The following is a 26,149-nucleotide window of genomic DNA, read 5'->3' as shown; positions in this document are numbered from 1 at the left end:
CAGTGAGGCTTTTTTATATAGTTAAATATCAATAACTTCTAATTGGGACGTATCCATACGAATAGTATTTTTCAGATACATAAGACGTTATATCTCCACTACTAGAATCATAAATCACTCTATAAGCAGTACCAGAACTAACTTCTGTAGATGTCCAATGTGAACTTAAATATAATGCATTTAAATCTGATAAGCTTCTTAATACGATTACCGCTTCTAATCTAGAGGGTAAAAACCAGTCGGAATATCCATTATAACTATAAAAATAGGCAGTTCTAGTAGCAAAACTAGCCTCATTACAATTACTCATTATTTGATTTGTATTGGCAAAACCAGCTCCAACATCCTCATAAGTATTAGAAATAAAGGTATTGTCACAACCCCATTCGTTACTAAAAATGGATTGTTCTGGAGAAGCTTCTAAATATCTCCATCCTTCAGAATATTCACCTTTATCAAAAACCACATAACCACCTGCAGGTCCAAAATAACCTGTGGTTTTAAAAGTCTGTTGGTTACCATAAATATATCCGAAATTAGTGTTAGCATATGGTCTAACATAATATGTCGTATTAGGATTAAGATTGTTTATTTGTCCTCCATACTCGCCTACTCCATAACCTAATTGAACAGTAATATTATCAATGGTTGGATTAGGTGAAGTATCGAAAACAAATCCTCTATTTGAAACATAACTAGTACTTTCAATAATAGCCGTTAAATCGACTCTGGTTGTGTTAATATTTTTAGGAATATCGAAATCAAAGTCTACAACATCTCCAGTGGTAAATGTGATATCATTACCATAAACAGTATTATTACTATTATTATTGGCAAAAGCTCTTACATGATAAGTTGTATTTGGTTCTAAATCATCGATATCAACTGTATAAGTTCCTAAACCACTTCCGTCAGAATATCTTGTATAATTTGAAGTTGTAGGGTTAGCATTTAAACTCCAACACACACCTCTGTTATTTACAGAACTACTTCCTTCGCTAATTATATTGCCACCTAATGTAACTGTAGTTCCTGTAATATTAGTTGCAGAAAGAGTTGAAAGCGTAGGTGGTACTACTACTCCAGTATCAGAAAATGTTTCTGAATCATCTGTTCCATCTGTTCCACATGATATTATTAAAAATAATACGAGTAATCCTAAGATTTGTTTAGTTGTTTTCATTATTACTGTTTAGACTAACAAATGTAAATAAAAAAAACCTCACATTTCATGTAAGGTTTTTTAGTATAAAAATATAATCTTAATTGTTCAGTGCCTCAGCACCACCAACTATTTCTAAAATTTCATTAGTAATTGCTGCCTGACGAGCTTTGTTATATGTTAATTTCAACTGATCTCTTAATTCAGTAGCATTATCGGTAGCTTTGTGCATTGCTGTCATTCGTGCTCCATGTTCACTGGCAAAACTATCTCTTATGCTTTTGAATAATTGTGTCTTTAAGGACTTCGGAATTAATTGTTCTACAATTTCAGCCTTTGATGGCTCAAAAATGTAATCTAGACTCACGTTAGAATCACTTTCAAAAGGAACAATTGGTAAAAACTGTTCAGTCATTACGATTTGAGTAGCTGCATTTTTGAATTTATTGTAAACGATTTCGATTTTATCAAATTCGCCTTCAACAAACTTTTCCATGAGCATTTCAGCAATTTCAGCAACGTTATCAAAAGTTAAATCGTCATACACATCACTTTTGTTAGCAATTACTTTATTGGTTTTCTTGAAAGCATCGTTCGCTTTCTTACCAATCGCTAAATAAGAAACTTCTTGATTAGCATACTTTTCTGTTGCTAATTTAGTGACCTCTTTAATGATGTTAGAGTTAAACGCTCCTGCAAGACCTCTGTTAGACGTAATAGGTACTAAAAGTACTTTTTTAACTGCTCTTTGATCTGAATACTTGCTTCCTGAATCTGCATCTAAAGTTGCACTTAAACCTTGTAAAAGCTCAGTCAACTTATCTGAATAAGGTCGCATTGCAGTAATAGCATCTTGGGCCTTTTTCAATTTAGCAGCAGATACCATTTTCATGGCACTGGTAATCTGCATGGTTGAAGATACCGATGATATTCTGTTACGTATTTCTTTTAAGTTTGCCATATTGAAAATATGAAAATATCCTACTTTCTAGTTAGAAAGTAGGATTATTAATTATGCTCTATACTTACCTGATAAATCTTTAGCTACAGCGCTTAAAGTATCTGTAACTTCATCAGTTAATTTACCTGCTTTTAAAGTCATTAACACATCGTTGTGCTTCGCTTTAAGGAACTCTAAGTAATCTCTTTCGAATTCTTTTACTTTTTCAACAGGAACATCTCTTAATAAGTTTTTAGATCCAGCGTAAATAATTGCAATTTGATCTTCAACTGTAAATGGATCGTTTTGAGCTTGCTTTAAGATTTCAACGTTACGTTTACCTTTTTCAATTACGTTTAAAGTAACTGCATCTAAATCTGAACCAAACTTAGCAAATGCTTCCAATTCACGGAATTGCGCCTGATCCAATTTTAATGTACCAGCAACTTTTTTCATGGATTTAATCTGAGCGTTACCACCAACACGAGATACAGAAATACCTACGTTAATTGCCGGACGAACACCAGAGTTAAATAAATCTCCATCCAAGAAAATTTGTCCATCAGTAATCGAAATTACGTTTGTTGGAATATAGGCAGAAACGTCACCTGCTTGTGTTTCAATGATTGGTAAAGCTGTTAAAGAACCGCCTCCTTTTACCATTGGCTTTAAGCTGTCTGGTAAATCGTTCATCTCTTTAGCAATATTATCATCGTTAATCACTTTTGCAGAACGCTCTAATAATCTTGAGTGTAAGTAGAAAACGTCACCTGGATACGCTTCACGTCCTGGTGGACGACGTAATAATAAAGATACCTCACGATATGCAACCGCTTGCTTAGATAAATCATCATAAATAATTAAAGCCGGACGACCAGTATCTCTAAAGTACTCTCCAATTGCTGCTCCTGCCATTGGTGCATAAACTTGCATTGGTGCAGGATCAGAAGCGTTTGCTGCTACAATTGTTGTATACGCTAATGCGCCTCTTTCTTCTAATACTTTAGCAATGTTTGCTACCGTAGATGCTTTTTGACCTACAGCAACATATATACAATATACAGGCTCACCTGCATCATAAAATTCTTTTTGATTAAGGATGGTATCAATACAAACTGTTGTTTTACCAGTTTGACGGTCACCAATTACCAACTCACGTTGCCCTCTACCTACAGGAATCATAGCATCAATAGACTTAATACCTGTTTGTAATGGCTCAGTTACAGGTTCACGATAGATAACACCAGGAGCTTTACGCTCTAATGGCATCTGGTAAGTTTCACCAGCAATAGGTCCTTTACCATCAATTGGAGTACCTAATGTATCAACGACACGTCCTACAATTCCTTCACCTACATTAATAGATGCAATTTTATTGGTTCTTTTTACTGTAGACCCTTCTTTTACACCTACTGAAGGACCTAACAATACGATACCTACGTTATCTTCTTCAAGGTTAAGTACAATACCTTCTAAACCACCATCGAATTCTACTAATTCTCCGTATTGTGCATTTGAAAGTCCGTAAGCACGTACGATACCATCACCAACAGTTAATACTGTTCCTACTTCGTCTAATGAAGCACCTGCTTCAAAACCTGAAAGTTGTTGTTTTAAAATTGCTGAAATTTCAGCTGGTTTTACTTCTGCCATCTTATTTAGTCTTTAGCTTTTAGCTGTTAGCCTTTAGTGAAAGGCCAACATAAAACTGTATTAATTTAATGTAAATTCTCTTTTTAACTTGTTTAGCTTACTAGCTATACTTGCGTTGTATTGAATATCTCCAACACGTAAGATGAAACCTCCAATAATGTTTTCATCTACAATATTTTGTAATTCAACAGATTTACTGGTCAATTCTTTGATTTTAGCCATCACTTTGATTTCTAAATCTTCAGTCATTGGAACCGCAGTGGTTACTGTTGCTTTTTCTTTTCCGATATGAGCTTCATATAACTCATTATACTTTAGAGCCACATCTGCTACAGCATCAATTCTATTATTATCTACTAAAACATCAAATAGCTTTGATGTTAATGGATTTAAATCTGTAAACACCTGATTTAAAATCTCTTTTTTAGTGTCTTGTTTAGCAATAGCATTTTTTAAGGCTAAGTCTAAATCTGTATGTTCAGAGATCGTTTTAGCGATTAGCTTCATGTCGTCATTAACAGTCTTTTCAGACTTTTGATCAATGGCTAAGCTTAAAACTGCTTTTGCGTAACGTATTGCTGCTCTTGTTCCTGACATAGTTGCTTAGTTTAATGTCGCTTCACCTAACATCGACTCCACCAATTTGATTTGTTTGTCTTTGTTAGAAAGTTCTTCACGAACTACTTTTTCTGCAATTTCTATTGAAAGATTAGCAACTTGCGATTTTAATTCGGCAATAGCTGCTTTCTTTTCAGTTTCGATAGACGCTTGTGCCTGAGCCACTAATTTACCAGCTTCTTCTTTCGCCTGGTCTTTAGCATCTTCAATCATTTTGTTCTTGATATCGCGAGCTTCTTTAAGCATCGCTTCACGTTCTGCTCTGGCTTCTTTTAATAGCTTTTGATTATCTGCCTGAAGGTTTTCCATCTCGCGTTTTGCTTTTTCAGCAGAATCGAGTGCATTTTTAATACCTTCTTCTCTATCATTAACTGCATTTAACATTGGTTTCCATGCATACTTCTTTAAAAGAAGTAATAACAACACAAATAATAATGTTTGCCAGAAAAATAGACCTATCGAAAAATCTTCTAATAAATTCATAATATATAACTGTTATATCAATTTAATTTTTAATTAAAGTAACCTTGCAACCAACCGTTACAAGGCTACTTTTCAAAGTGTTTTAGCTTACTGCAAATAAAGCAGCAAATCCAATACCTTCAATTAAAGCGGCTGCAATAAGCATAGCTGTTTGGATTTTACCGTAAGATTCTGGTTGACGAGCGATCGCTTCCATAGCAGAACCACCAATTTTACCAATACCAATACCAACTCCGATTACAACTAAACCTGCACCTACCATTACTGGAATTTCCATAATAAATATATTTAAAAATTAAACATTCAAATTAAACAATTACAAGTGTTGTATCTCACCATCATGCTCTTCAGCGTGATCGTGAGTTTCTGCAGCAAAACCAAAATAAAGCGCAGACAACATTGTAAAAATATATGCTTGTAGCAATGCTACTAATATTTCAATAAGAGAAATTGCGAAAGCCAAACCAAATGATAATGGGCTTCCAATCCAGCTTTTGAAAATAAACATTAAACCAATTAAACTCATTAATACAATATGTCCAGCCTGCATGTTTGCATATAGACGTATTAATAGTGAAAAAGGCTTGATGAAAATTCCTAAAACTTCAATAGGAATCAATATAATATATAGAGGGACTTTAGCGTACCAAGGCATAGAATCTCCTAATGGGTCAAAAATATGCTTCCAGTAATCTTTTGTTCCTGTTAAATTCGTCAATAAAAATGTTAATATCGCTAAAGATGCCGTTACAGCTAAATTACCTGTAACATTAACTCCTAAAGGTGTTAAACCAAACATGTTTAAAAACCAGATAAAGAAAAATACAGTTAACAAAAATGGCATGTATTTCATATATTTCTTTTCTCCAATATTAGGAATCGCTATATCATCTCTAATGTACAATACGATTGGCTCGAAGAAACGTCCAAATCCTTTTGCAATGCCTCCATTATTGGCATAAGATCTTGCTAAGCCTTTAAACAATAAAAACATTAGTAAACCTGTAATGATTATCATTACAACGCTTTTGGTAATTGAAAAATCTAAAGGTTTAACGTTTGTTGGGTGATGCTCTTCATCATAGTTGATAGTGCCTTGAGCATCTGTTTTATAAATTTTGTTATGATATAGTTTATAGTAATTACCATCAACCTCAGCCAGTGTTTCTCCATGATGAAATCTTGAAGACGAAAACACTTTTAAACCATTGTCCCAAAGAATAACAGGAAGAGGTGCTCCAACATACACATGTTCTCCAGCATCATTGGTATATGAAAATAAACTAAAGTCGTAAGAATCTTTCAAGTGATGTTGAATGTATTCCTTAATTTCAGTTTTTTTATCTCCTTTAGCAGCATCGTCTGTTTTACCAAATGAAACGAATGAAACTAAACATAGTAATAAGGTAATTGTCCTTGCGGTCATTTTTCTTTGCATATCACTTAAAATAATAGTGGCCTAAAAATCGCTGCAAAGGTAGGTTTTTATCTCAAAAACAAAAACAATTTTAAACTTTATTTTCAGGTGGTGATTTAATGGGAAGATTGAAAGCAATTATTCCATTTTATTGAGCCATTTTGCCAGGCTCATAGTCTCAAGAATTAGGCTCAACATATAAGGCACGAAAAAAGCAGCAAACTCGAGTTTGGAAATGACGCCATCGGCTTTATAAAATGGATAAAACACAATAAAAAAAACGACAAATTTGAGTACGCTTCCTCCTAGAAATAAAAACCCAAGTTGCTCTTTGTACTTGTCTTTCATTTTAAAGAGAAAACCAAAAATCAATATTGCCAGCACACCATTAACAATATAGGCTAAAAGAATTTTGTTTTCATAAACAGGCAATGATTTTAAGTTCAAAGCGAACAGATGAATTACCAGAGCAATAATTAGTATTACAATAAGCTTTACAGAGAATGAAGTAAATGCGTTTTTCATTTAATATTTAATTCGGTTGAGTTGTTTTACGACGACAAATAATGAAATTGCTATACCTAGAAGCGTACAGATAACAACAAAAAGTTTTCCACTATCGTTATAGGAAGTATCGAGCCATTTTCCAAGCATAACAAAGACATAGATGATGACACCCATTTCGATGCCTATTCCTGAAAGTATAGCGACATGTTTAAGCGGACTGACCTTTTTCTGGTTGTCCTCCTGTTTGTTCTGGTCTTTGGATTGTAGATTGTTGTCCTGTTCTTGAGCCATTATTAAGTTCTTTTAAAGCACCTTTCATTGAGCAAGTAGCATTAAATGTGGCACCAGGTTCGACTGCTAATTTTCCAACAATGACTTCGCCTTCAACGTGAGCAGAAGATTTTAAAGACAAGGTATCTGATAGAAATAATTTACCGGTAAATTTACCTTCAATATCTGCATTAGCACTTTTAAGAGTTCCGTTTATGATTCCGGTTTTACCAATAACAACTTTTCCTGGTGTTTTGATATTGCCTTGAACCGAACCTTCAATTCTAAAGTCGCCTTCACTTATAATATCACCTGTAATGGTTGTTCCTTTAGCAATAGTGTTTTGTTGTGAGATAGTTTCTGTTGCCATTTTTCCTGTTTTTTTATCTGAAGAAAACATAGGTTTTAAGTTTTATTGAGATGCTAAATAATCATTTAAGTTTTTATGTCTTTGAATAATTTCATAGTTAGGCGATGAAATTGAATAGAAATCACGAACAATTTTGTGTTTATTCTCCTCTAGTATTTCTGCAAAACCAGAAGCACCTTCTGCGCTTTTTAATCCGTGAACTACCACAAAAACCGTGTTGGCATCATAGACATCTACAGAGGTTGTTAAATCAAAATAGGTTACCTTAGAAACAGCATCATTTAATTTTTTGACAAAAGCATCTATCTCGTCGGTTTCATTCGAAGCAAAAGGATACAATACATTAAAATGCGACGCATCATTATTGTCAACAAATTCTTTATTAGCTAAGACAGGGATGACTTCATTGATTATAATTTCGGCTCTTTTCCCTTCTTCAGAATTTGGATAGGTTAATGCAATGTAATTGACACCTTCCTTGTATGCTTCAAAACCAAGCAAACGTCCTTTAGCTGAAGCTTTTAATATTTCAAATTTAGGAACGATAGGGTCGCCTTCAAAATTAAGAATATTAGCTTCTGCCTCAGTAATTACCTCAGCGTAATCTTGATTATTGAATTTTTCATAAAGCCCTTCATAGATTCGCTCAGGACTGTTCTCATCCTTAGAAAATTCGGAAGAAGGATTTAATAAAATTTGAGCATATCTCGAATCTGGATGATTAGAGATGATTTCGTTTTTCATCTCTTCTGCTTTAACATCTAAACCAAGTTCAACATATATTTTATATAGGTTATACTTTGAAGGAAGCACTAAACGCTCCTCTGGATTATTCAAGAGTAATTTCTCTAATTTATCTTGAGCCAGTCTATATTCTTTAAATTTTTCCTTGTAAATAGAACCTAATTGGTAGTATGCAAAATTTCGATCTTTACTTATGCTATCTATAACTTTTTGATCTGTAGGAATCTGTGAAATGTAATACTCTGGCTCAAATAATTCACTATTTGAAGCATCAGCCATGATAGCACCATCTTTTAAATTCTGAGCTTTGTTTATAGCACTACTTGAAAGTCTCCAATTGTCTTTAAGTTCACGATCTCCCCAAATTTTAACAAATTCATTTTTACCAAAAGATAGTGTGGTTTGATTGTAGAAGTAAAAGTTTTGCTTTCCGTTTTTAGCGTTTGGATCAGCTCTTTGAGATTTACCAACTTTGTTGTTATCAACTGTTGCCATTCCGGAATTAATTCGTTCTGCAGCCTCAGCCTTTTCTTGCTCTTCTTCTGCTTTGATTTTTAAGGCATTGGTATATTCTGTAAAAATTGCCAATCGATCAGCATCAGATAAACTTACTAAATTTAAAATACTATCATTGACCTGAGCAACTTCTTCATAATAGATGACATCATCTAGATTTTCTCGTTTCCTTTTTATAACTCTATAAGGTTTTGAGTTTAACTTCAAATTAATCATCGTACTGTCGTAATACGCACCTGCAGCTCTATAATTAGCTTTATCGAAATTCATGTCTCCAAGCGTTGTATAATCAAACGCTTTTAATTGCTTATCTCCTGTATTAGTTCTAAGCGACTTATTGTAATATACTACAGCTAATGAATCTGAATCATTTGCTCTGTGATATTCTGCGATACGATAATATATTTTATCAAGAAACGGACGATTTTCACGGTTCTCTTCTAAATCTGTTAGGTATTCTTCAAATTCCAGTTTATTACCAGTGTTTATATCAAAGTTTGTCACTTTTGCCAGATGTGCATTTACGTAATATGGTCTTGGGATTTTACGATGCATATCTATAACCTTATCAAAGGCTATGTTGGCACTATCTTTATATCCAAACTCATTATGTAGTTGTCCGATTATAAAATTGTAGCGAGCTTTTTCTCTGTTTTTTTTGGTGTGCTTGGCAGCAACTTTTAAATGAGGTAAGGCACTATCTTTAGCCTTGATATTAATATAAGCCTGAGCCATCATTGCTGTGGCATCTGCCAAATCTTGGTCTTCTAACTCCTCCTGGTCTAAAAGACGCTTTAAGTTTTTGAGGGCCAATTCATTATTTTCTAATCTAATATTCGTTTTTTCCCTCCAGACTTTGGCTGTGTTAATTTTATCACTTGTAGGATAGCTACTAAGTATTTTATTAAAAGCAGCAAGTGCAGGTACAAAACGTTGATCAAAATAACGTGCTTCACCTAAAAGTATGTAAGCTTCATCAATTTGAGGATTGTGCTCTCGACCTTTAATGTTCATACCATGCTTCTGGACAGCTTTTATGGCTTTTTCTTCAGCGCGTTCGAAGTCTTGATTTCTGCTTTGTCCTGGCAGAAACACATCTTCCTCAAGCTGCATTCGTTCCACTGGCAAAAGCTCCCAAAAGTTATCAGTGGCAGCATTGTCGACAGTTTCACGTCCTTGTTCCAAAGCAATATAACCGTTATATAAAATGTTATATTTGGTTCCTAATGCGTGAAAATTTCTATTTATAAACGTATCGTTTTTACGCGAACAACTAGTAACAAGAATGGTCACGCAAAAGATAGAAATAATGATTTTAAACGATGTATTCAACGTGGTTGTATTTGGTTTAGGTATAACTAAAAACGACTACAAATATTATGTAATGCTGTAAAAATAAGCATCTTTTTGAATTATCGGTATGTTGTAGTGGTGTTTTTTGTGGAGTTGTATAGTTGCTCACTTTTATAGGAAAATAATAAAACGCTCTTTTGAATATCAATTTTACACCTCAACAACAAACAACTTAACAGAAAACACCTTACACCAGCTCAGAGCCTGAAAAATGTGCTTCCAGTTCTTTTAGCGTTGCTGTACTTGTTGCTAAATCTTTTACGATTTCTCCTTTTTCTAAAACCACAATACGCTCACAAACGTCTGTGACATGAAGTAAATCGTGACTCGAAATTAACACAGTAACACCTTGCTTTTCGGCTAAGTTTTTAATAATAGATTTGAGTCTAATTTGAGTGGTTGGATCTAAATTAGCAAAGGGTTCATCCAGAATAATAACTTCAGGATTACCGATAAGTGCCGCAACAATTCCTGCTTTTTTCTGGTTTCCCTTACTTAAATCGCGTAGGTATTTTTTTTGATTCAAAATTTCACCATGAAAAAAATCTGAAAACTGAGCCACTAAAGCATCCACGTCAGCTTTATTTTGTCCGCGAAGCTCACCAATGAAGTAAAAGTATTCTTCAGCCGTTAAATAACCTATCAAGAAACTTTCATCAATAAAGGAAGAGGTGAAAGGTTTCCAGTCTTCACTTTCATGAACCAGAACATTATTATTTTTAATGTGTCCTGTTGTTGGCTGAATTAGGTCTAATAATAAACTAAAATACGTTGTTTTTCCTGCGCCATTATTGCCTACTAATCCAAAACTTTGCCCTTTTGGAATCTCAAGGTTTTCGATATGTAATACGGTTGTGTCGTTATATGCTTTTGATAGGTTTGATGTCGTTATCATGATTTGTTGAGATTAAATTTCTATTTAACTTTTTTCAGCAAAAGCTGCAATGGTTTTATATTTTCCTTTTTGATAAATCTTTTCAATATATGCGAAAATCTGGTTTTTAAACACAATCCCTAAAACACCACTTAAGGCTATAGCGATTAAACCTGCTTCAAAATTTATAAGTTTGTATGGAATGTAAAACAATAGTATTGGCAGTAAAATTTTAGGCATTGCAATAAGCATTTGCGTTGGATTGAAGCCATTGGTATTGCTAAATGCTTTTGCTTTCACATTTAATTCAATAGGAACTCTATTAAGTGCACCTCCAAACAAGGTGATAAATGAATTTAGTCCTACATTAAAAATTGCTCCAGCAGCTATCATTCCGAAGATTTTCCATCCAAAATATAAATACGGAATGCTCAAAACAAATGATATGGAAACAGCAAATACCATCAAATACCATTTAGATTCCAGATATTGTCTGTAAGGAATATTTTGACTCATTAGCAGTTTATAATATTCACTATCCCAAGATGGCACTAGTTGACCGAAACTCATCAAAAATCCTCCTGTAACAAACATAGATGCAAATGCTAAAAAAGCTGGCATGTCTTTATAGGCATCTTGTGTATAAAATATTAATCCGTAAAAAAGAAACATAAAAGACATCATCATTACTTGTTTTGGCCTTGCATTTCTCCAAATTAGTTTTACATCATTTTTTAGGAAAGGTGCTACATTACCAAAACGATCCATCCAGGATAAATCGCTAGCATTAACTTCTTTTATTTTTTTAGACACTGCATCATCTAAGTAAAATCCTTTTCTGATATAAATAAAGTTTACATAGTACAATCCAACCATCAATAATAAAGGGATAATGATTAAATATGGCTGACTGTAAAGTGTGTTAAATGCAGTTCCAATAGGTTGTGATATCGCAAATATGCCATAATATTCTAATCCTATAAGTGCTAAAAGTGTAATTGCAATAATGTAAAAAACAGCATTATTTTTATTGATTAAAAAATTGAGATAATTAACCGATAACGTTAAAAACACGATCGACAAAAACCAACACAATACATTAACCACAGCATAACCTTCAACTAAAAGCACTACACAAAATGGTAAAAAGAGAAAAATGGCCAAAAAATTAAAAAAAGAAAAGCTGGTTTTTCCTAATAAGTAATGAATAACCGTATTTCGTTTAATTGGAATTGTCATTAATGGCTTGACGTTCATGACAGGGAGTTGCTGCATGAAAAACCTAAAGACCATTTCAAACAAAAACCAATAAACTATAAAGTTGTTTACTGTAACAACTGGATCTATATCTGGAAATGCTTTTCTAGCAATAAAAAATAAGCCTACTCCAAGCATTAAAGCAGCTCCACCAAAATTTAAAGCAGCAAAAACCAATAAGATTTTTATGGCTATTCCTTTTTGAAAATAAGAAGCTCTAAAAAATTGCTTCCATTCTAAACGAATAAAATGTTTGATCATGGTTGTGTTAAAAGGGTTTGTTCATATATGTAGTATAGTAGCAGAAAACGTTACAAAAAAATTATGGTTTCGAACGTATATATTCTATTGAGCTAAAAATTTGTAATCTGTTCTGTACTGTTTTATAATCCTGTATGAAAGCTCTAAAAGTGCTATCGTAAAAGTAATCATTAACGCAGACGTAATAGCCATAGCAAGGTAATTTATTGTTTCAGATTGCAAGTTCTTGTGTAAGAATATTGTAAAAAGATTTAGCAACTGATAAAAAAAGACATACACAAAACCCAAGCGTTCAACTCCAGAAAAACGAGACAATCGGAATACCTTTAGTGTGACTCCATACAATATAAAAACCGGAACAATACTCAGTACTGGAAGCCAAGAAATAATACTTATTAATTGGTCTTTTTCAATATCTCTTAAAAGATTAAAACACACATAACACATTAGAATGGTTATTACTATTGTTGAGGGTTTTATTAAAATTTTAAATAGCCTCTTTGATATAGACTTATCGACATCTTTTAAAAACTTTCTATTATTCTCTAACAGATTGGCTTTATTTTCAACCATGTAATTTTTAAAAATGATATAAAAATCATCATTAGTGTCGAGCTCCATTTTTGATTCTATAGCTGAAGCGACATGGTCTGTCATTTCCATGCGAATATCTGCATAGTATACATCTGAGTTTTCTAAATAATTTTCAATAAACTGAATATGTTCTTTTGTCAACTTTTTCATTACTCAAAGCTCAGTTTAGGATTAACTAATGCTTGCATGGTTGTAATATAATCTTGAAGTTCTTGAAGTTTATGCACTGTTTCGTGATTCCCTTTTTCAGTTAATTTATAGTACTTTCTAAGTCTGTTATCGACGTTTTTAATCTCAACATTCAATAACCCTTCTGCTTCTAATTTATGTAAAGCAGGATATAAGGCACCTTCAGTAATATTCAACTCTCCTTTTGTTAATACTTTTACTTTTTGTGTAATTTCATAACCATACATTTTGTCACTCTCTTTTAAAAGTTTCAAAATAATAGTCACCAAACTACCCTTAAAAAGTTTTGCATTTGCCATAAATCAAATATACATAATATTCTTATGTATGTAATTTTTGTATAATTTTTATTACTTATACCTAGACTGTTCTTATTTTTGAAAAACCATTTTACAGACTGCTGTAATTTATTTTATAAATAACGGTTTGTAAATTTTAAATCTGCTTAAAACACAATAAAATGTCAAATTTTCACTCACTTAAAATACAAAGCTTAGAACGAATAACAGAAAAGTCTGTTGCTATTAGTTTTGAAGTACCTCAACATTTAAAAACAGAGTTCACTTTTAAAGCTGGACAATATATAACATTAAAAACAACAATAAACGGTATTGAGATCAGACGTGATTATTCATTGTGCTCCTCTCCAAAAAGTGGTGAATTAACAGTTGCTGTAAAAGAAGTTGAAGATGGTACATTTTCATCTTATGCTAACAACGAGCTTAAAATTGGAGATGTGTTAGATGTTGCTCCACCCAAAGGTCGTTTTGTATTTGAGCCTAATGATTCTAAAACTAAACATATTGCTGCATTTGCTGCTGGAAGTGGTATTACACCTGTTTTAAGCATTATAAAATGTGCTTTAGAAGAAGAAGTAAAAAGTAATGTGGTTCTTGTTTATGGAAATAAATCAACAGAAGACACCATGTTCTTAGAACAATTATTAAAATTACAACATCAATATAGTAATCGATTTGCCATCCAGTTTGTGTTTAGTCAGGCACAAGAAGATGATGCTATTTTTGGACGAATTGAGAAAAGCACAGTTAACCTTGTACTTAAAAACAAATACAAACACCTTGATATTGATGCCTTTTACCTTTGTGGACCAGAAGGTATGATTAACACTGTAAAAGGTGTTTTAGAAGAACACCAAATCGATAAAAGCACTGTTTTTTATGAACTTTTTAAGGCTTCGAAATCTGAACCTATAACTACTGAAAACATCACAACTGGAAACACAAAAGTGACTGTAATTTTAGATGAGGAAACTACGACTTTTGAAATGCCTCAAAAGCAAACCATTCTCGAAGCTGCATTAGATAAAGATATTGATGCACCTTATTCTTGTCAAGGTGGTATCTGTAGTAGTTGTATTGCAAGAGTTACAGATGGCGAAGCTAAAATGAGACAAAACAACATTCTTACAGATGGTGAATTAGCTGAAGGGTTAGTTTTAACATGCCAGGCTCAACCAACTACAGAAAAAATTACAGTAGATTATGACGATGTATAATTCATATAAAAATGAATTTCGTCTGATTAATTTGTTTTTAGTCTATTAAAAATAGCCTTTCGTCGAATATTCGGAAGTTATTCTTACAAACATTTGATGCTAAAACTTAAACAAAATACATTAGCTGAAAATTAAGATGCTATTTTCATTTGGGATTATCTAAAAGCTCTTAATTAGAGCCTTACTCTTTTTGAGTGAGGCTTTTTTTTATTTGAGAATTGATTTTACTTTTTCAAGTATATCTTTGGGAAGAATTGTACTGAACACCTCTTCATAACCGTCTGGAAGTACATTACCATAAATAGAAGTAGGTATTTTTGAAAATGTTGTGCGATCTGCCAAAAGAGCATTAGTCTCATCCTGATAAAACGGATAAAATCCTGCATATGGATGTGTAATTCCCCAAATGGTTAAAACTTTTACACCTTGCATAGCTGCTAAATGCGCGTTACCTGAGTCCATTGAAATCATTAACCTTAAGTTTGAAATAACATCCAATTCATCATGAAGACTTAATTTGCCTGCAAGATTAATGACATTTTTGTTTTTGTTAGCAATATCTTCAAGTTGATTTGCTTCGGTTCCTTGAGCTCCAAATAAGACTACTTTATACTCTTTTGAAAGCTTTTCAATAACGGTTTGCATTTGAGACAAAGGATACGTTTTTCCTTTAAATGCAGCAAAAGGTGCAATACCAATAAGTGGTGTTGAATCGTCACCAATAACCTGAACGCTTTTGGTATTTAGTTTTGAAGGTTTTGGAACTATTGGATTCGATAAATCAATTGGATATCCTAAGTGTTCAAAAACATCAGCATATCGTTGGTGTGTTGTTTTTAGTTGCTGAAATAATTTTCCAGAAGTTAAGGCCTTTTTTTCAGCTCTACCTTTATCAATTTGTACGACCTTCTTTCCGAAGAAAAAGAACTTCAAAATATTACTTCGCAATACATTATGTAAGTCTGCAACACCATCAAAACCTGTTTTCTTTAGTAACTTTGAAAGCTTATAAAGACCCAAAATTCCTTTATGTTTGCCTTTTATATCTGCTGTAACAACAGAAATATGAGGTATGTCTCTAAATAAAGGTTTAAAGAAGGCTTTAGTGACAACCGTAAGTTTGACGTTTGGATATTGTTTGACAAACAGTCTTAACACAGGAACAGTCATAGCAACGTCGCCCATTGCAGAGAGACGAATGACCAGAATGTGTTTGGGTTTTGACATGGTATGACTCTTGTCATTCTGAGCACAGCCAAATTGTATTACAGCGTCTTTACTTAAAGGGCTTTATTGCATTCAGACTGACACTCAATTTATTTTTGTGAACGCAGCACAGGGTTAAGCTCATCGTCATTATACATTTTCATCTGCTTGTATACTTTCATGTATTTTTCTCCTTTACTGATATCTTCCAAAAGTGTATCAATAGCAGTAGATAAATCTACGCGTTGTTCTAGTAAAACATCCAACTTTTTCTGGCAGGTAGCTCTGTGTGCATCTGAAGCATTTTCACGAGTTGCTTCCTCGTTCATATGATACACTTTAAGAGCTAAAATTGATAATCTATCAATTCCCCAAGCAGGACTTTCAGTATTAATCGTTGCATCTGGTTTCACAGTTACATCTTTATATTTTTCGAGAAAATAACTGTCTATAAATTCGACCATATCCGTTCTGTCTTGATTTGAAGCATCTATTTGACGCTTTAATTTTAAAGCAGCAACTGGATCTATTTGAGGATCACGAATTATATCTTCATAATGCCATTGTACAGTATCAATCCAACATTTTCTGTACAATAAATGTTCTAATAAATTAGAGTCTTTATCATATACATTTGTAAATGGTTGGTCTACGGTATTGATAATGTGGTATTTTTCTATAACCTCCTGAAATATCTTATTTGCCTTATCTGAAAACATAATCTGTAAATTTAAAGTGCAAATATATAAGTAATTATTAACTTTATTCCCTCAAAAGTTAAGACACACTATGCATATTCACAATCTATCTGAAAAAAATTCTATTTTAAATTCCTTTATTGCTGAAATCAGAGACGTTACTGTTCAGCAAGATCGCATGCGTTTTAGAAGAAATATAGAACGTATTGGAGAAGTTTTAGGTTATGAGATGAGTAAAACTTTAGATTTCAAATCTAAATCCATTCAAACACCTTTGGGACAAAAGCCTACAGAACTATATCAAAACGACATTGTGTTGTGTTCTATTTTAAGAGCAGGTGTCCCTTTGCACAACGGATTATTGAATTATTTTGATGATGCTGAAAATGCTTTTATTTCTGCGTATAGACACCATAAGCACAATCCTGAAACATTTGAGATAATAGTTGAGTATCTGGCTTGTCCTGATTTAGAGGGCAAAACGTTGATACTTGCAGATCCAATGTTAGCTACAGGACAATCTATGGTAGCTACTTTTGAAGCTTTAAAACCTTTTGGAACACCTAAAGAAATTCACCTAGTAAGTGTTATTGGTGCTCAAGCTGGAGTCGATTTTGTTGATTCACATTTTAATAGTGATTCACATTTATGGATTGCAACTATTGATGAACAACTTAACGACAAAGGTTATATTATTCCCGGACTTGGAGATGCTGGTGACTTAGCTTTTGGAAAGAAGCTACAGCAATAATGTAATCATTGGTGTTAAAATTAATACCCAGAGCAAACTCTCTTTAAACCATTTTTCGGAAATTACTTCTAAATAATTTGTCATAATTATAGCTAAAGGTGCGAAAAGAAAGATGAATTCACTTCCATCTTTTACTGGAGACACTACAATAATAACCAGACCAATAATAGCTGCGATAACGATTAATGAAAATGAAGGTCTAGAGTTTTTGGTTTTAGATTTTAGGTTCTTGATATAATAAAAGAGTGACCAGACTCCAAAAGACAATAAAATTGTAGCACCTATAATAATTCGTTTGGAATTCAATGAACTAAAATCAAAACTTACATCGACAAGATTAGTAAAGAAATTATAGATATCAATATTCATGACAATCATGTAAGATGCTCCTATTATGGCAACAGTTAAAGTACCTATTACTGGAATTAACCAGTTTTTTACATCTGTGATAACATACACAATTAATGCCGCTAAAATCAAAATAAAAAACAATATTGACCAAAAGTAAAACAATGAAGCAATTGTTACCCAAAACGCAGCATCAAAAAGTTTCTTTTTTATCTCTTTTTTTGATCTTAAACTAATAATACGTCTGAGTGCAAATAGGATAAATAAATTAGCTATAAGCACATTAGGGTTTAATAATGTTTCAGGTAAGATTGCAAAAAACAAAACATACACTAAAATTTTATAACTATTTTTTTTAGTAAGATTGTTTTTATTTACAAGAAAATCAAAGATAAAAACTGAAAACAAACAGACTCCAAAAAGAAGGGTTTGTTTCGTAATTGAAAAAGTGTCTGTTGGTGTATCAAGCATCATAAACCTTGTGATGCCAAATACCATAAAAAGTATGATACTAACTACTACGAAGTTAATAGGTTTTGATTGGCTAAAAAAACTTGATATCATTAATTAAGTTAAAACGTAAAAATACAGCATTAATATTTTTAGATTTTTTCAATTTTAAATGGAAAAAACGTAATTTTGTACTGTAAAGATATAATTTAAACCTACAACAGTATTAATTTTTAGACTAATGAAAGACTTTTTTTACGCTATAGAGGATTTATTTGTGGATATATTATTCGCTCCGTTTGATGCTTTAAGAGCACTTGAACTTGAAAACTGGTGGTCTGCAAATTTTATATCTTGGATATTTATTATTGTAGGTTTTGTAGCCTTTGTTTACTGGATGCTCGAGTTGAAAAAATACAATGCAAGTGGAGAGGAAGATAAAAGTATTACATCACACTCTTACTTATAAATCGAACCCAATATCCTTTCGGTAATACATCTTATCAAAATGTAATTGATTTATATTTTGATAGGATTTTTTTATGGCTTCTTCGTATGTGTTACCATAAGATGTAATAGCCATCACACGACCTCCTGACGTCACTACTTTGTCGTTTACTATCGTTGATCCAGCATGAAATACCAGAGAGTCTTCTACCTGTTCTAAACCTGTTATTTCTTTACCTTTTTCATAAGTTTCCGGATAACCTCCAGAAACCAACATCACTGTTGTAGCAGTTCTTTCATCTATTTCCAGATTAATTTTATCGAGACGTTCTTTAGAAATAGCTTTAAAAATTTCAACTAAATCTGTTTTTAATCTAGGCAATACGACTTCGGTTTCAGGATCTCCCATTCTAACATTATATTCTATGACTTTTGGGTCATCTCCTACTTTTATTAACCCGATAAACACAAAGCCTTTGTATGGTAAACTGTCTTTCTGGAGTCCTTGAATAGTTGGTTTAACGATGCGTTCTTCAATTTTATTCAAAAAAGTTTCTGTCGCAAATGGCACTGGAGAAACTGCTCCCATTCCACCAGTATTTAAACCCGTATCACCTTCACCAATTCGTTTATAATCTTTAGCTGTTGGAAGTATTTTATAGTGTTTACCATCTGTTAAAACAAAGCAGCTAAGTTCAATTCCATCTAAAAACTCTTCAATAACAACCTTAGAGCTTGCCTCTCCAAACTTAGCATCAACCAACATGTTTTTAAGTTCGGCTTTTGCTTCATTGATATCATTTATAATTAAAACACCCTTACCTGCTGCTAATCCATCAGCTTTTAAAACATAAGGCGGTTTTAAAGTTTCTAAAAAAGCATAACCTTCTTCTACATTTGAAGCACTAAAACTTTGATATGCAGCAGTGGGAATGTTATGTCTGTATAGAAATTCTTTGGCAAACTCTTTACTTCCTTCTAATGCTGCAGCCGCTTTTTGAGGTCCGATAACTGCAACGTGTTTCAACTGGATATCGTTTAAAAAGAAATCATGAATGCCCTGAACTAATGGGTCTTCAGGACCAACAACAACCATGTCTATTGTATTTGTTAAAACTGCTGTTTTAATCGCTTCAAAATCAGTAACCTTAATGTTTAAGTTTTTAGCAATTTGTGATGTTCCCGAATTACCTGGAGCTACATAAAGTGAATTGCATAAAGGACTTTGAGCAATTTTCCAAGCGAAGGTATGTTCTCTTCCACCAGAACCAAGAATTAAAATATTCATGTAATTTATTGTTTGCACAAAAATAATTGCTTTTACGCTTAAAAAATAATTAGTTTTGAAAAAACGTATATGAGATTTTATAACTGGCTATTAAATAGTGTGGTATTACCTATTGGTGACACGGTTTTAGGTGGTAATTATTTAAAGTACATAAAACAATGGCAGGATTTTGACCAAAAAAATGAAGTTGAATTAGAAATCATTCAACAAAATCGACTTAAAAGCATGTTGGATCATGCTATTAAAAATGTGCCTTATTATGATAAAATAACTGAATCAGACTTAAAATCCTTTCCGATACTTACTAAATCTAATTTAAGACATCACGCTCAAGATTTAGTTTCGAAAACTCATCAGATATCTAAACTTGACAAGCATCATAGTAGTGGAAGTTCTGGCATACAATCTTTTACCTACATGACTCACGACCACAAGTTTTTTTTGCGTGCCTTACAAACACATTGGTGGACTTGGAGTGGTTATCATATTGGTGATCCTTTATTGCAATTTGGAATTTCACAACAACGCAACTTTGTAAAACGCTTAAAAGATTTATTTTATCGTTGCACCTATGTAAAAGCTTTTGGTCTTTCTGAAGAAGAATTAAAAGAAACACTTGTTAAGGTTTCAAATAAAAAAAATTTGGTAGTGGCTGGATATCCTTCTGTTATAAATCAACTGGCTATATCCAGTCTTCGGGAAAACATACAACCAAACCTAAAAAGCATCATTTGTTTTGGCGACAAACTATTTGATCATTATCAAGAAACTATGGTTTCTGCTTTTGGTAAAAGTGTCAAAATAGTTGATACCTACGGCTGTGCAGAAGGACTTCTTATGGCATGTAAACAAGACTTAGAGTATTATTACATCATGTCTCCTCACGTATTTATTGAGATTGTTGATGACAATGGAGCTCCTGTTGAAGATGGTAAAATGGGTCATGTTTTAGTTACAAGTCTAACGAATAAAGCAATGCCTTTAATCAGGTATCAATTGGGTGATTTGGCTATTAAATTACCTAAAGAATTATATCCTAAACACCGATTAAAACAATACCCTTTACTTCAAAAAGTTGTAGGTCGAGAAACAGATATAGTGAAAACCACTAAAGGTATTACACTAAATGTGCACAGTTTTACAGGTGTATTAGAATACTTCCAGGACATAAAACAATATAAAATCATTCAAAACAACCTAAATAACATCATTATAGAATACATTGTTGATGAAGCATCACGTTTTAATCCTTCTGTATTAGAGACTATAAAACACAAATTAAATACACTTACACACCATAGTTTAGAGATAACATTCAGAAAAGTTCAAGTTATTAAGCCAACAAAATCTGGTAAACCTCAAATAATCGAATCTAATATTGTTTAAATGAAAGATGTTCTGATTATAACAAGTTATTTTCCACCTGAAACTGGAGCAGCTTCAAATAGAATTTTTCACTTAGCTGAAGGTCTTAAAGAACACCGTTTTAATGTTTCAGTATTAACACCTTTACCAAATTATCCAACAGGTGAAATCTTTAAAGCCTACAAAGGCAAGTTTCAACACACCTCAACTGAGAATAGTATTCTAATTAACAGGCTTTGGATTTATGCGAGCAATTCAAAAAACAAACTCTTACGATTAATTGCTATGTTATCTTACAGTTTTAGTTTGGTTTGGTTTTTTATTTGGAACAAGATTCCGAAAACCGTTATTGTGCAATCTCCTCCATTAATAGTTGCTTTTACTTGCATGCTTTTTCTTAAGTCTAAGAAACGTCACCTCATTTTAAATGTAAGTGACCTCTGGCCTATAGCTGGATTAGAATTAGGTGCCTTTAAAAAGAATTTTAGTTATCAATTATTAGAGCGTATTGAACGTTTTAATTATAAGAGAGCAGACTTGGTCTTGGGTCAAAGTGAAGAAATATTAGCACATGTGAGGTCTGTAGTTATGGAAAAGAATACTTTTTTATATCGCAATTATCCCGAGTTTGAAAGTCCAGACTTAAATTACAGTCCTTCAAATGGGAACATAAAAATGGTTTATGCAGGATTGCTTGGTATAGCGCAAGGTATTTATAGGCTATGTCAGGAACTAGATTATACACATATTGAATTTCACATCTATGGTTCTGGAGCTGAACAAGAAAAAATTGAAACCTATATTTTAAATCATCCTGAGTTACCAATTACATATCATGGTCATGTTTCAAGACGTGAGTTACATAATGTTCTTTTACAATATGACCTTACAATTATTCCACTTTTAAAGCGAATTTATGGTTCGGTTCCATCCAAGATTTTTGAATATGCCAAACTAGGACTGCCTATGTTGTATTTTGGAGGTGGAGAAGGTGAAACTATAATTAAAAAGCATGACTTAGGTTGGGTTGCAGAAGCTGGAAATTATGAAGAATTAAATAGGGTTTTAGCTTCTATTGAAAATGAAATGCTTTCACGAACAATGCGACAAAACATCATTGAAAACGGGAGAAAGGAATTTGATTTTAAATCGCAACTCAAACGATTAAAAGATATCATCTAGTAAGCTTTATCTTCTCCTTTAATCGCATTTACAAATGTTTTAATAATAATTTTGAGGTCTAAGAGTAAAGACCAGTTTTCTATATAAAATATATCATATTTAACACGACCAATAATATCTTTATCTGATTCTACCTCTCCTCTAAAGCCGCTTATTTGTGCCAAACCAGTAATACCTGGTTTCACAAAATGACGTACCATAAATTTATCTATTTTTTTAGCATACATGTTTGTATGGCTTACCATATGAGGTCTAGGGCCAACTACAGACATGTCTCCAAAAAGCACATTAAAAAATTGCGGCAATTCATCAATACTGGTTTTTCTAATAAAACGACCAATTTTAGTAATTCTATTATCGCCTCTGGTTGCCTGATATAAATGTGCATCTTTATTAGGCGTCATAGACCGAAATTTATAACAGTCAAATTCTTTGTAATTAAACCCATTTCTGGATTGTTTAAAAAACACAGGGCCTTTAGATTCTAACTTAATTAAGATGGCTATTAAAGGTGTTAACCATGATAACAAAAATATAATAACTAAACTTGAGAATATAATATCAAAAGTTCGTTTTAAAACCATATTAATTGGTTCTTCTAAAGGAATATCTCTTAATGTTAAAATAGGTATGTAATCATAGTACTCATATTTTAACTTTTTGGAGTATATCTCTTTATTATCAGGTAAGAATTTTAATATTTTTAAGTTGTTATCTGCAAAATCTGCAACTTCATTAATTTGACTGTTTGTGAGTTCTGATATTGAGCAGTAAATTTCATCAATCCCTTCTTTTTGAATATATTCAAAACAGGTATTGAGGTCAGATGTTTTCTTGTCTTTAAAATTAAATGTTTTTTTATGAACATATCCATATTCAGGGTTTTTAGTAAAGAAATTTTCTAAAGCTAAGGTTTTCTTATTGACACCAAAAATGACTGTTTTTCTGTAATTACCACCAAAAGAAACTCTATACTTTTGGAGTAAATAATATAATGTGAATTTAAAAAAGATAATGCCTAAAAAACTAACCAAAACATAATTAAAAACTGTTACTGGATATATATTTAGATCGTGATAAAATCCTGCAAAAGCAAAAATGATTAACGTAAAGAGCACCATCTGTCTTAGCGCTAAAGAAAAAACAGTGACCTCTCTGGTGTACCTGTAAACTTCATAAAATCTTGAATAAATGGAAAGTATAATCCATGATAATGAAATAAAAAAAACAAACATCTTAGGATCAATATCCTTAAAAAAGTATAAGATGGCCAGACCATTAATAATACTTAAATCAATTAAGTATGAAATTGGTCTCAAATAACCCGAATATCTTCCTTGTTTAAATAAGCTCAACTTATGTCTTTATGTGTTTTGAAAAATCTCTATGTTCACTCCTGTAAAGCTCATCATGAGATAACCCCTTAAAGTATTCGAATGTTATTTTCATTCCCTCTGCTCTCTCAACCTTAGGCTCCCAGTTTAGCATTTTTTTTGCTAAAGTAATGTCTGGTTGTCTTTGCATAGGATCATTAACCGGTAAGTCTTTGTAGATGATTTTTTGATTGGTATTGGTTAATTTGATGATTTCTTCGGCAAAATCCTTTATAGAAATTTCATTAGGATTACCAATATTAACAGGATATGCGTAATCGCTCAAGAGTAATTTATAAATCCCATCAACCTGATCATCAACATAGCAAAAAGAACGTGTTTGTGAACCATCTCCAAATATTGTAAGGTCTTCTCCTCTTAAAGCTTGTCCCATGAATGCAGGAATAACTCTTCCGTCATTTAATCGCATACGTGGTCCATATGTATTAAAAATACGTACGATTCTTGTTTCAACACCATGAAATCTATGATAAGCCATGGTAATAGATTCTTGAAAACGTTTAGCCTCATCGTACACACCTCTTGGACCAATGGTATTCACATTACCATAGTAGTCTTCGGTTTGAGGATGCACCAGTGGATCACCATAAACTTCAGAAGTTGAAGCAATTAACAATCTTGCTTTTTTGGCTTTAGCCAGACCTAAAAGATTATGTGTTCCTAAAGAACCTACTTTAAGTGTTTGAATTGGTATTTTTAAATAATCTATTGGACTTGCAGGTGATGCAAAATGCAGTATATAATCTAATTCCCCATCAATAGTGATGTGTTCTGTAACATCATGTTTAACGAACTCGAAATTTGGATTATTACTTAAATGCTTCATGTTTTTAGGATCTCCTGTTATAAAGTTATCCATTCCAATGACATGATAATCTTCAGCCAAAAATTTATCACATAAATGTGAACCTAAAAAACCTGCTGCTCCAGTGATGAGTACCTTTTTTTTCATTTTCTAACACGTTTTCGTCCTATTGATATATAATTGAACCCTTCATTTTCAATGTCTTTTATATCATAAAGATTACGACCATCAAAAATTATTGGCTCTTTCATATTATCCTTTAGTTTTGAAAAATTTGGTGTTCTAAATATACTCCATTCTGTACAAATAATCAATGCTTCTACTTCAAGTGCTGCATCATACATACTGGTTTTATAATGTAATTGATCTCCATATTTCTTTTTAACATTAGGCATTGCCTCTGGATCAAAAACATTAATTTTTGCGCCACGATTTAATAGCTCATCAATCATATATAATGCAGGAGCCTCTCTAATATCATCTGTTTCAGGTTTAAATGCTAGTCCCCAAATTCCAAAAGTTTTACCTTCTAAATCATTATTGAAATAAGATACAATTTTTGGAATTAAAATTGTTTTCTGTTTACTATTAACTTTTATAACAGAACTTAAAATTTCAAAATCGTGATTGTGCTCTTTTCCTGATTTATGCAAAGCTTTGACGTCTTTTGGGAAACATGAGCCACCATAGCCTATTCCAGGAAATAAAAAACGTTTTCCTATTCTAGAATCTGTTCCCATTCCTATTCTAACCATATCTACATCTGCGCCAACTTTTTCACAAAAATTCGCAATCTCATTCATAAATGTGATTTTAGCTGCCAAAAAAGAATTTGAAGCATACTTAGTGAGTTCTGCAGAACGTTCATCCATGATTAAAATTGGATTTCCAGATCTCACAAACGGTTTGTATAACTTGTACATCAGCTTTGTCGCTTTTTCAGAGCTAGAGCCTATAACAATACGTTCGGGTTTTAGAAAGTCATCAACAGCAAATCCTTCACGTAAAAACTCAGGGTTTGAAACAACATCAAAATCTACATCAGTTTCATTAGATATTGTAGCTTTTACTTTATCTGAGGTTCCAACAGGAACTGTACTTTTATCGACTATGACTTTATATTCTTTTAAGTGTTTTCCGATGTCTTTTGCAACTCCCAACACATATGATAAATCTGCAGAACCATCATCATCTTCAGGCGTTGGTAGGGCCAAAAATATAATTTCACCATGTTCTAAACCTTCCGTTAAAGAGGTAGAAAACTTAAGCCTGTTAGCTTTTATATTTCTTTCAAACAAAACATCTAAATGCGGTTCATAAATAGGAACCTTCCCATTTTGCATTTGTTCAACTTTATTTGCATCAATGTCTATACATAAAACTTCATTACCTGTTTCTGCTAAACAGGTTCCTGTAACTAAACCCACATACCCTGTTCCTATTACTGATATTTTCATTTATATTTGATTTTGAAACAAAAATAGGAAAGTA

At 32.5% G+C, this 26,149-nt stretch carries 27 protein-coding genes; 5 read left to right on the top strand and 22 right to left on the bottom strand.

What is annotated here, in order from left to right; genetic code table 11:
* Positions 1-28: 28 nt before the first annotated feature.
* The 15 genes from ACRHNM_RS02080 to ACRHNM_RS02010 form a co-directional block, all read right to left on the bottom strand.
* Complete coding sequence (locus tag ACRHNM_RS02080; protein ID WP_431133156.1) at positions 29-1,183, bottom strand: hypothetical protein; 1,155 nt, start codon at positions 1,181-1,183, stop codon at positions 29-31.
* 79 nt (positions 1,184-1,262) lie between these two features.
* Entirely contained in the window at positions 1,263-2,123 is an 861-nt protein-coding gene (gene atpG / locus ACRHNM_RS02075; RefSeq protein ID WP_431133154.1) for an ATP synthase F1 subunit gamma, read from the bottom strand.
* A 51-nt stretch (positions 2,124-2,174) separates the two neighbouring features.
* Entirely contained in the window at positions 2,175-3,755 is a 1,581-nt protein-coding gene (gene atpA, locus ACRHNM_RS02070) for a F0F1 ATP synthase subunit alpha (RefSeq protein WP_431133152.1), read from the bottom strand.
* Between the two features lie 60 nt (positions 3,756-3,815).
* Positions 3,816-4,352, bottom strand: coding sequence for an ATP synthase F1 subunit delta (gene atpH / locus ACRHNM_RS02065; RefSeq protein ID WP_431133150.1), 537 nt, complete (start codon positions 4,350-4,352; stop codon positions 3,816-3,818).
* Positions 4,353-4,358: 6 nt separating this feature from the next.
* Entirely contained in the window at positions 4,359-4,856 is a 498-nt protein-coding gene (locus tag ACRHNM_RS02060) for a F0F1 ATP synthase subunit B (RefSeq protein WP_431133148.1), read from the bottom strand.
* 82 nt (positions 4,857-4,938) lie between these two features.
* Positions 4,939-5,133, bottom strand: coding sequence for an ATP synthase F0 subunit C (gene atpE, locus ACRHNM_RS02055; RefSeq protein WP_008272393.1), 195 nt, complete (start codon positions 5,131-5,133; stop codon positions 4,939-4,941).
* Between the two features lie 39 nt (positions 5,134-5,172).
* Complete coding sequence (gene atpB, locus ACRHNM_RS02050; RefSeq protein WP_431133146.1) at positions 5,173-6,282, bottom strand: F0F1 ATP synthase subunit A; 1,110 nt, start codon at positions 6,280-6,282, stop codon at positions 5,173-5,175.
* Between the two features lie 129 nt (positions 6,283-6,411).
* Positions 6,412-6,798, bottom strand: coding sequence for a DUF6168 family protein (locus ACRHNM_RS02045; RefSeq protein WP_431133144.1), 387 nt, complete (start codon positions 6,796-6,798; stop codon positions 6,412-6,414).
* The gene (locus ACRHNM_RS02040) at positions 6,799-7,071 is read right to left on the bottom strand and encodes an AtpZ/AtpI family protein (protein WP_431133142.1); all 273 of its coding nucleotides are present in this window, start codon (positions 7,069-7,071) and stop codon (positions 6,799-6,801) included.
* Positions 6,989-7,450: a bactofilin family protein gene (locus ACRHNM_RS02035; RefSeq protein ID WP_431133139.1), complete on the bottom strand. Its 462-nt coding sequence runs from the start codon at positions 7,448-7,450 to the stop codon at positions 6,989-6,991. Before ACRHNM_RS02035 ends, ACRHNM_RS02040 begins: the two co-directional genes overlap by 83 nt.
* Positions 7,451-7,462: 12 nt before the next feature.
* Entirely contained in the window at positions 7,463-10,012 is a 2,550-nt protein-coding gene (locus ACRHNM_RS02030; RefSeq protein WP_431133137.1) for a tetratricopeptide repeat protein, read from the bottom strand.
* Between the two features lie 208 nt (positions 10,013-10,220).
* Positions 10,221-10,928, bottom strand: a complete 708-nt coding sequence (locus tag ACRHNM_RS02025) for an ABC transporter ATP-binding protein (RefSeq protein ID WP_431133135.1) — start codon at positions 10,926-10,928, stop codon at positions 10,221-10,223.
* A 24-nt stretch (positions 10,929-10,952) separates the two neighbouring features.
* Positions 10,953-12,425, bottom strand: coding sequence for a DUF5687 family protein (locus ACRHNM_RS02020; protein WP_431133133.1), 1,473 nt, complete (start codon positions 12,423-12,425; stop codon positions 10,953-10,955).
* A gap of 84 nt (positions 12,426-12,509) precedes the next feature.
* Positions 12,510-13,169: a hypothetical protein gene (locus ACRHNM_RS02015; RefSeq protein WP_431133131.1), complete on the bottom strand. Its 660-nt coding sequence runs from the start codon at positions 13,167-13,169 to the stop codon at positions 12,510-12,512.
* The gene (locus ACRHNM_RS02010; protein WP_431133129.1) at positions 13,169-13,507 is read right to left on the bottom strand and encodes a PadR family transcriptional regulator; all 339 of its coding nucleotides are present in this window, start codon (positions 13,505-13,507) and stop codon (positions 13,169-13,171) included. Before ACRHNM_RS02010 ends, ACRHNM_RS02015 begins: the two co-directional genes overlap by 1 nt.
* Before the next feature lie 161 nt (positions 13,508-13,668).
* Between ACRHNM_RS02010 and ACRHNM_RS02005 the strand changes: the two genes are divergently transcribed.
* A complete protein-coding gene (locus ACRHNM_RS02005; RefSeq protein WP_431133127.1) occupies positions 13,669-14,724 on the top strand; it encodes a 2Fe-2S iron-sulfur cluster-binding protein in 1,056 nt (351 codons plus the stop codon).
* A gap of 207 nt (positions 14,725-14,931) precedes the next feature.
* On the opposite strand, the gene ACRHNM_RS02000 is transcribed toward ACRHNM_RS02005, so the two are convergent.
* Both ACRHNM_RS02000 and ACRHNM_RS01995 read right to left on the bottom strand, forming a co-directional pair.
* A complete protein-coding gene (locus ACRHNM_RS02000; RefSeq protein WP_431133125.1) occupies positions 14,932-15,951 on the bottom strand; it encodes a glycosyltransferase family 9 protein in 1,020 nt (339 codons plus the stop codon).
* 89 nt (positions 15,952-16,040) lie between these two features.
* On the bottom strand, positions 16,041-16,649 hold the full coding sequence (locus tag ACRHNM_RS01995; protein ID WP_431133123.1) for a DUF4254 domain-containing protein: 609 nt from the start codon (positions 16,647-16,649) through the stop codon (positions 16,041-16,043).
* 70 nt (positions 16,650-16,719) lie between these two features.
* Between ACRHNM_RS01995 and upp the strand changes: the two genes are divergently transcribed.
* Positions 16,720-17,379 carry a uracil phosphoribosyltransferase gene (gene upp, locus ACRHNM_RS01990; protein ID WP_431133121.1) on the top strand — a complete coding sequence of 220 codons (660 nt, stop codon included), beginning with the start codon at positions 16,720-16,722 and terminating at the stop codon, positions 17,377-17,379.
* On the opposite strand, the gene ACRHNM_RS01985 is transcribed toward upp, so the two are convergent.
* A complete protein-coding gene (locus ACRHNM_RS01985) occupies positions 17,368-18,291 on the bottom strand; it encodes a DUF6427 family protein (protein ID WP_431133119.1) in 924 nt (307 codons plus the stop codon). The genes upp and ACRHNM_RS01985 overlap by 12 nt on opposite strands.
* 127 nt (positions 18,292-18,418) lie before the next feature.
* On the opposite strand from ACRHNM_RS01985, the gene ACRHNM_RS01980 reads away from it, so the two are divergent.
* The gene (locus ACRHNM_RS01980) at positions 18,419-18,646 is read left to right on the top strand and encodes a DUF6341 family protein (RefSeq protein WP_431133117.1); all 228 of its coding nucleotides are present in this window, start codon (positions 18,419-18,421) and stop codon (positions 18,644-18,646) included.
* Here ACRHNM_RS01980 and purD read toward each other — a convergent pair.
* Positions 18,641-19,912 carry a phosphoribosylamine--glycine ligase gene (gene purD, locus ACRHNM_RS01975; protein WP_431133115.1) on the bottom strand — a complete coding sequence of 424 codons (1,272 nt, stop codon included), beginning with the start codon at positions 19,910-19,912 and terminating at the stop codon, positions 18,641-18,643. The two genes, ACRHNM_RS01980 and purD, sit on opposite strands and share 6 nt — an antisense overlap.
* Positions 19,913-19,981: 69 nt before the next feature.
* Between purD and ACRHNM_RS01970 the strand changes: the two genes are divergently transcribed.
* Positions 19,982-21,298: a hypothetical protein gene (locus ACRHNM_RS01970; protein WP_431133113.1), complete on the top strand. Its 1,317-nt coding sequence runs from the start codon at positions 19,982-19,984 to the stop codon at positions 21,296-21,298.
* A complete protein-coding gene (locus ACRHNM_RS01965) occupies positions 21,299-22,459 on the top strand; it encodes a glycosyltransferase family 4 protein (RefSeq protein WP_431133111.1) in 1,161 nt (386 codons plus the stop codon).
* Here ACRHNM_RS01965 and ACRHNM_RS01960 read toward each other — a convergent pair.
* Genes ACRHNM_RS01960 through ACRHNM_RS01950 form a run of 3 tightly spaced genes read right to left on the bottom strand, consistent with a single transcriptional unit; the run spans position 22,456 to position 26,115 of the window.
* Entirely contained in the window at positions 22,456-23,814 is a 1,359-nt protein-coding gene (locus tag ACRHNM_RS01960; RefSeq protein ID WP_431133109.1) for an undecaprenyl-phosphate glucose phosphotransferase, read from the bottom strand. The genes ACRHNM_RS01965 and ACRHNM_RS01960 overlap by 4 nt on opposite strands.
* Before the next feature lies 1 nt (position 23,815).
* Positions 23,816-24,805, bottom strand: a complete 990-nt coding sequence (locus ACRHNM_RS01955) for a UDP-glucuronic acid decarboxylase family protein (protein WP_431133107.1) — start codon at positions 24,803-24,805, stop codon at positions 23,816-23,818.
* Positions 24,802-26,115 carry a UDP-glucose dehydrogenase family protein gene (locus ACRHNM_RS01950; RefSeq protein WP_431133104.1) on the bottom strand — a complete coding sequence of 438 codons (1,314 nt, stop codon included), beginning with the start codon at positions 26,113-26,115 and terminating at the stop codon, positions 24,802-24,804. The genes ACRHNM_RS01955 and ACRHNM_RS01950 overlap by 4 nt, the downstream gene beginning before the upstream one ends.
* Positions 26,116-26,149: the final 34 nt, after the last annotated feature.

Source organism: Psychroserpens mesophilus, assembly GCF_050617655.1.
GTDB classification, from domain to species: Bacteria; Bacteroidota; Bacteroidia; order Flavobacteriales; family Flavobacteriaceae; genus Psychroserpens; species Psychroserpens mesophilus_A.
The sequence above is the reverse complement of the archived record's forward strand: the minus strand, read 5'-3'. Positions and strand labels throughout refer to the sequence as shown.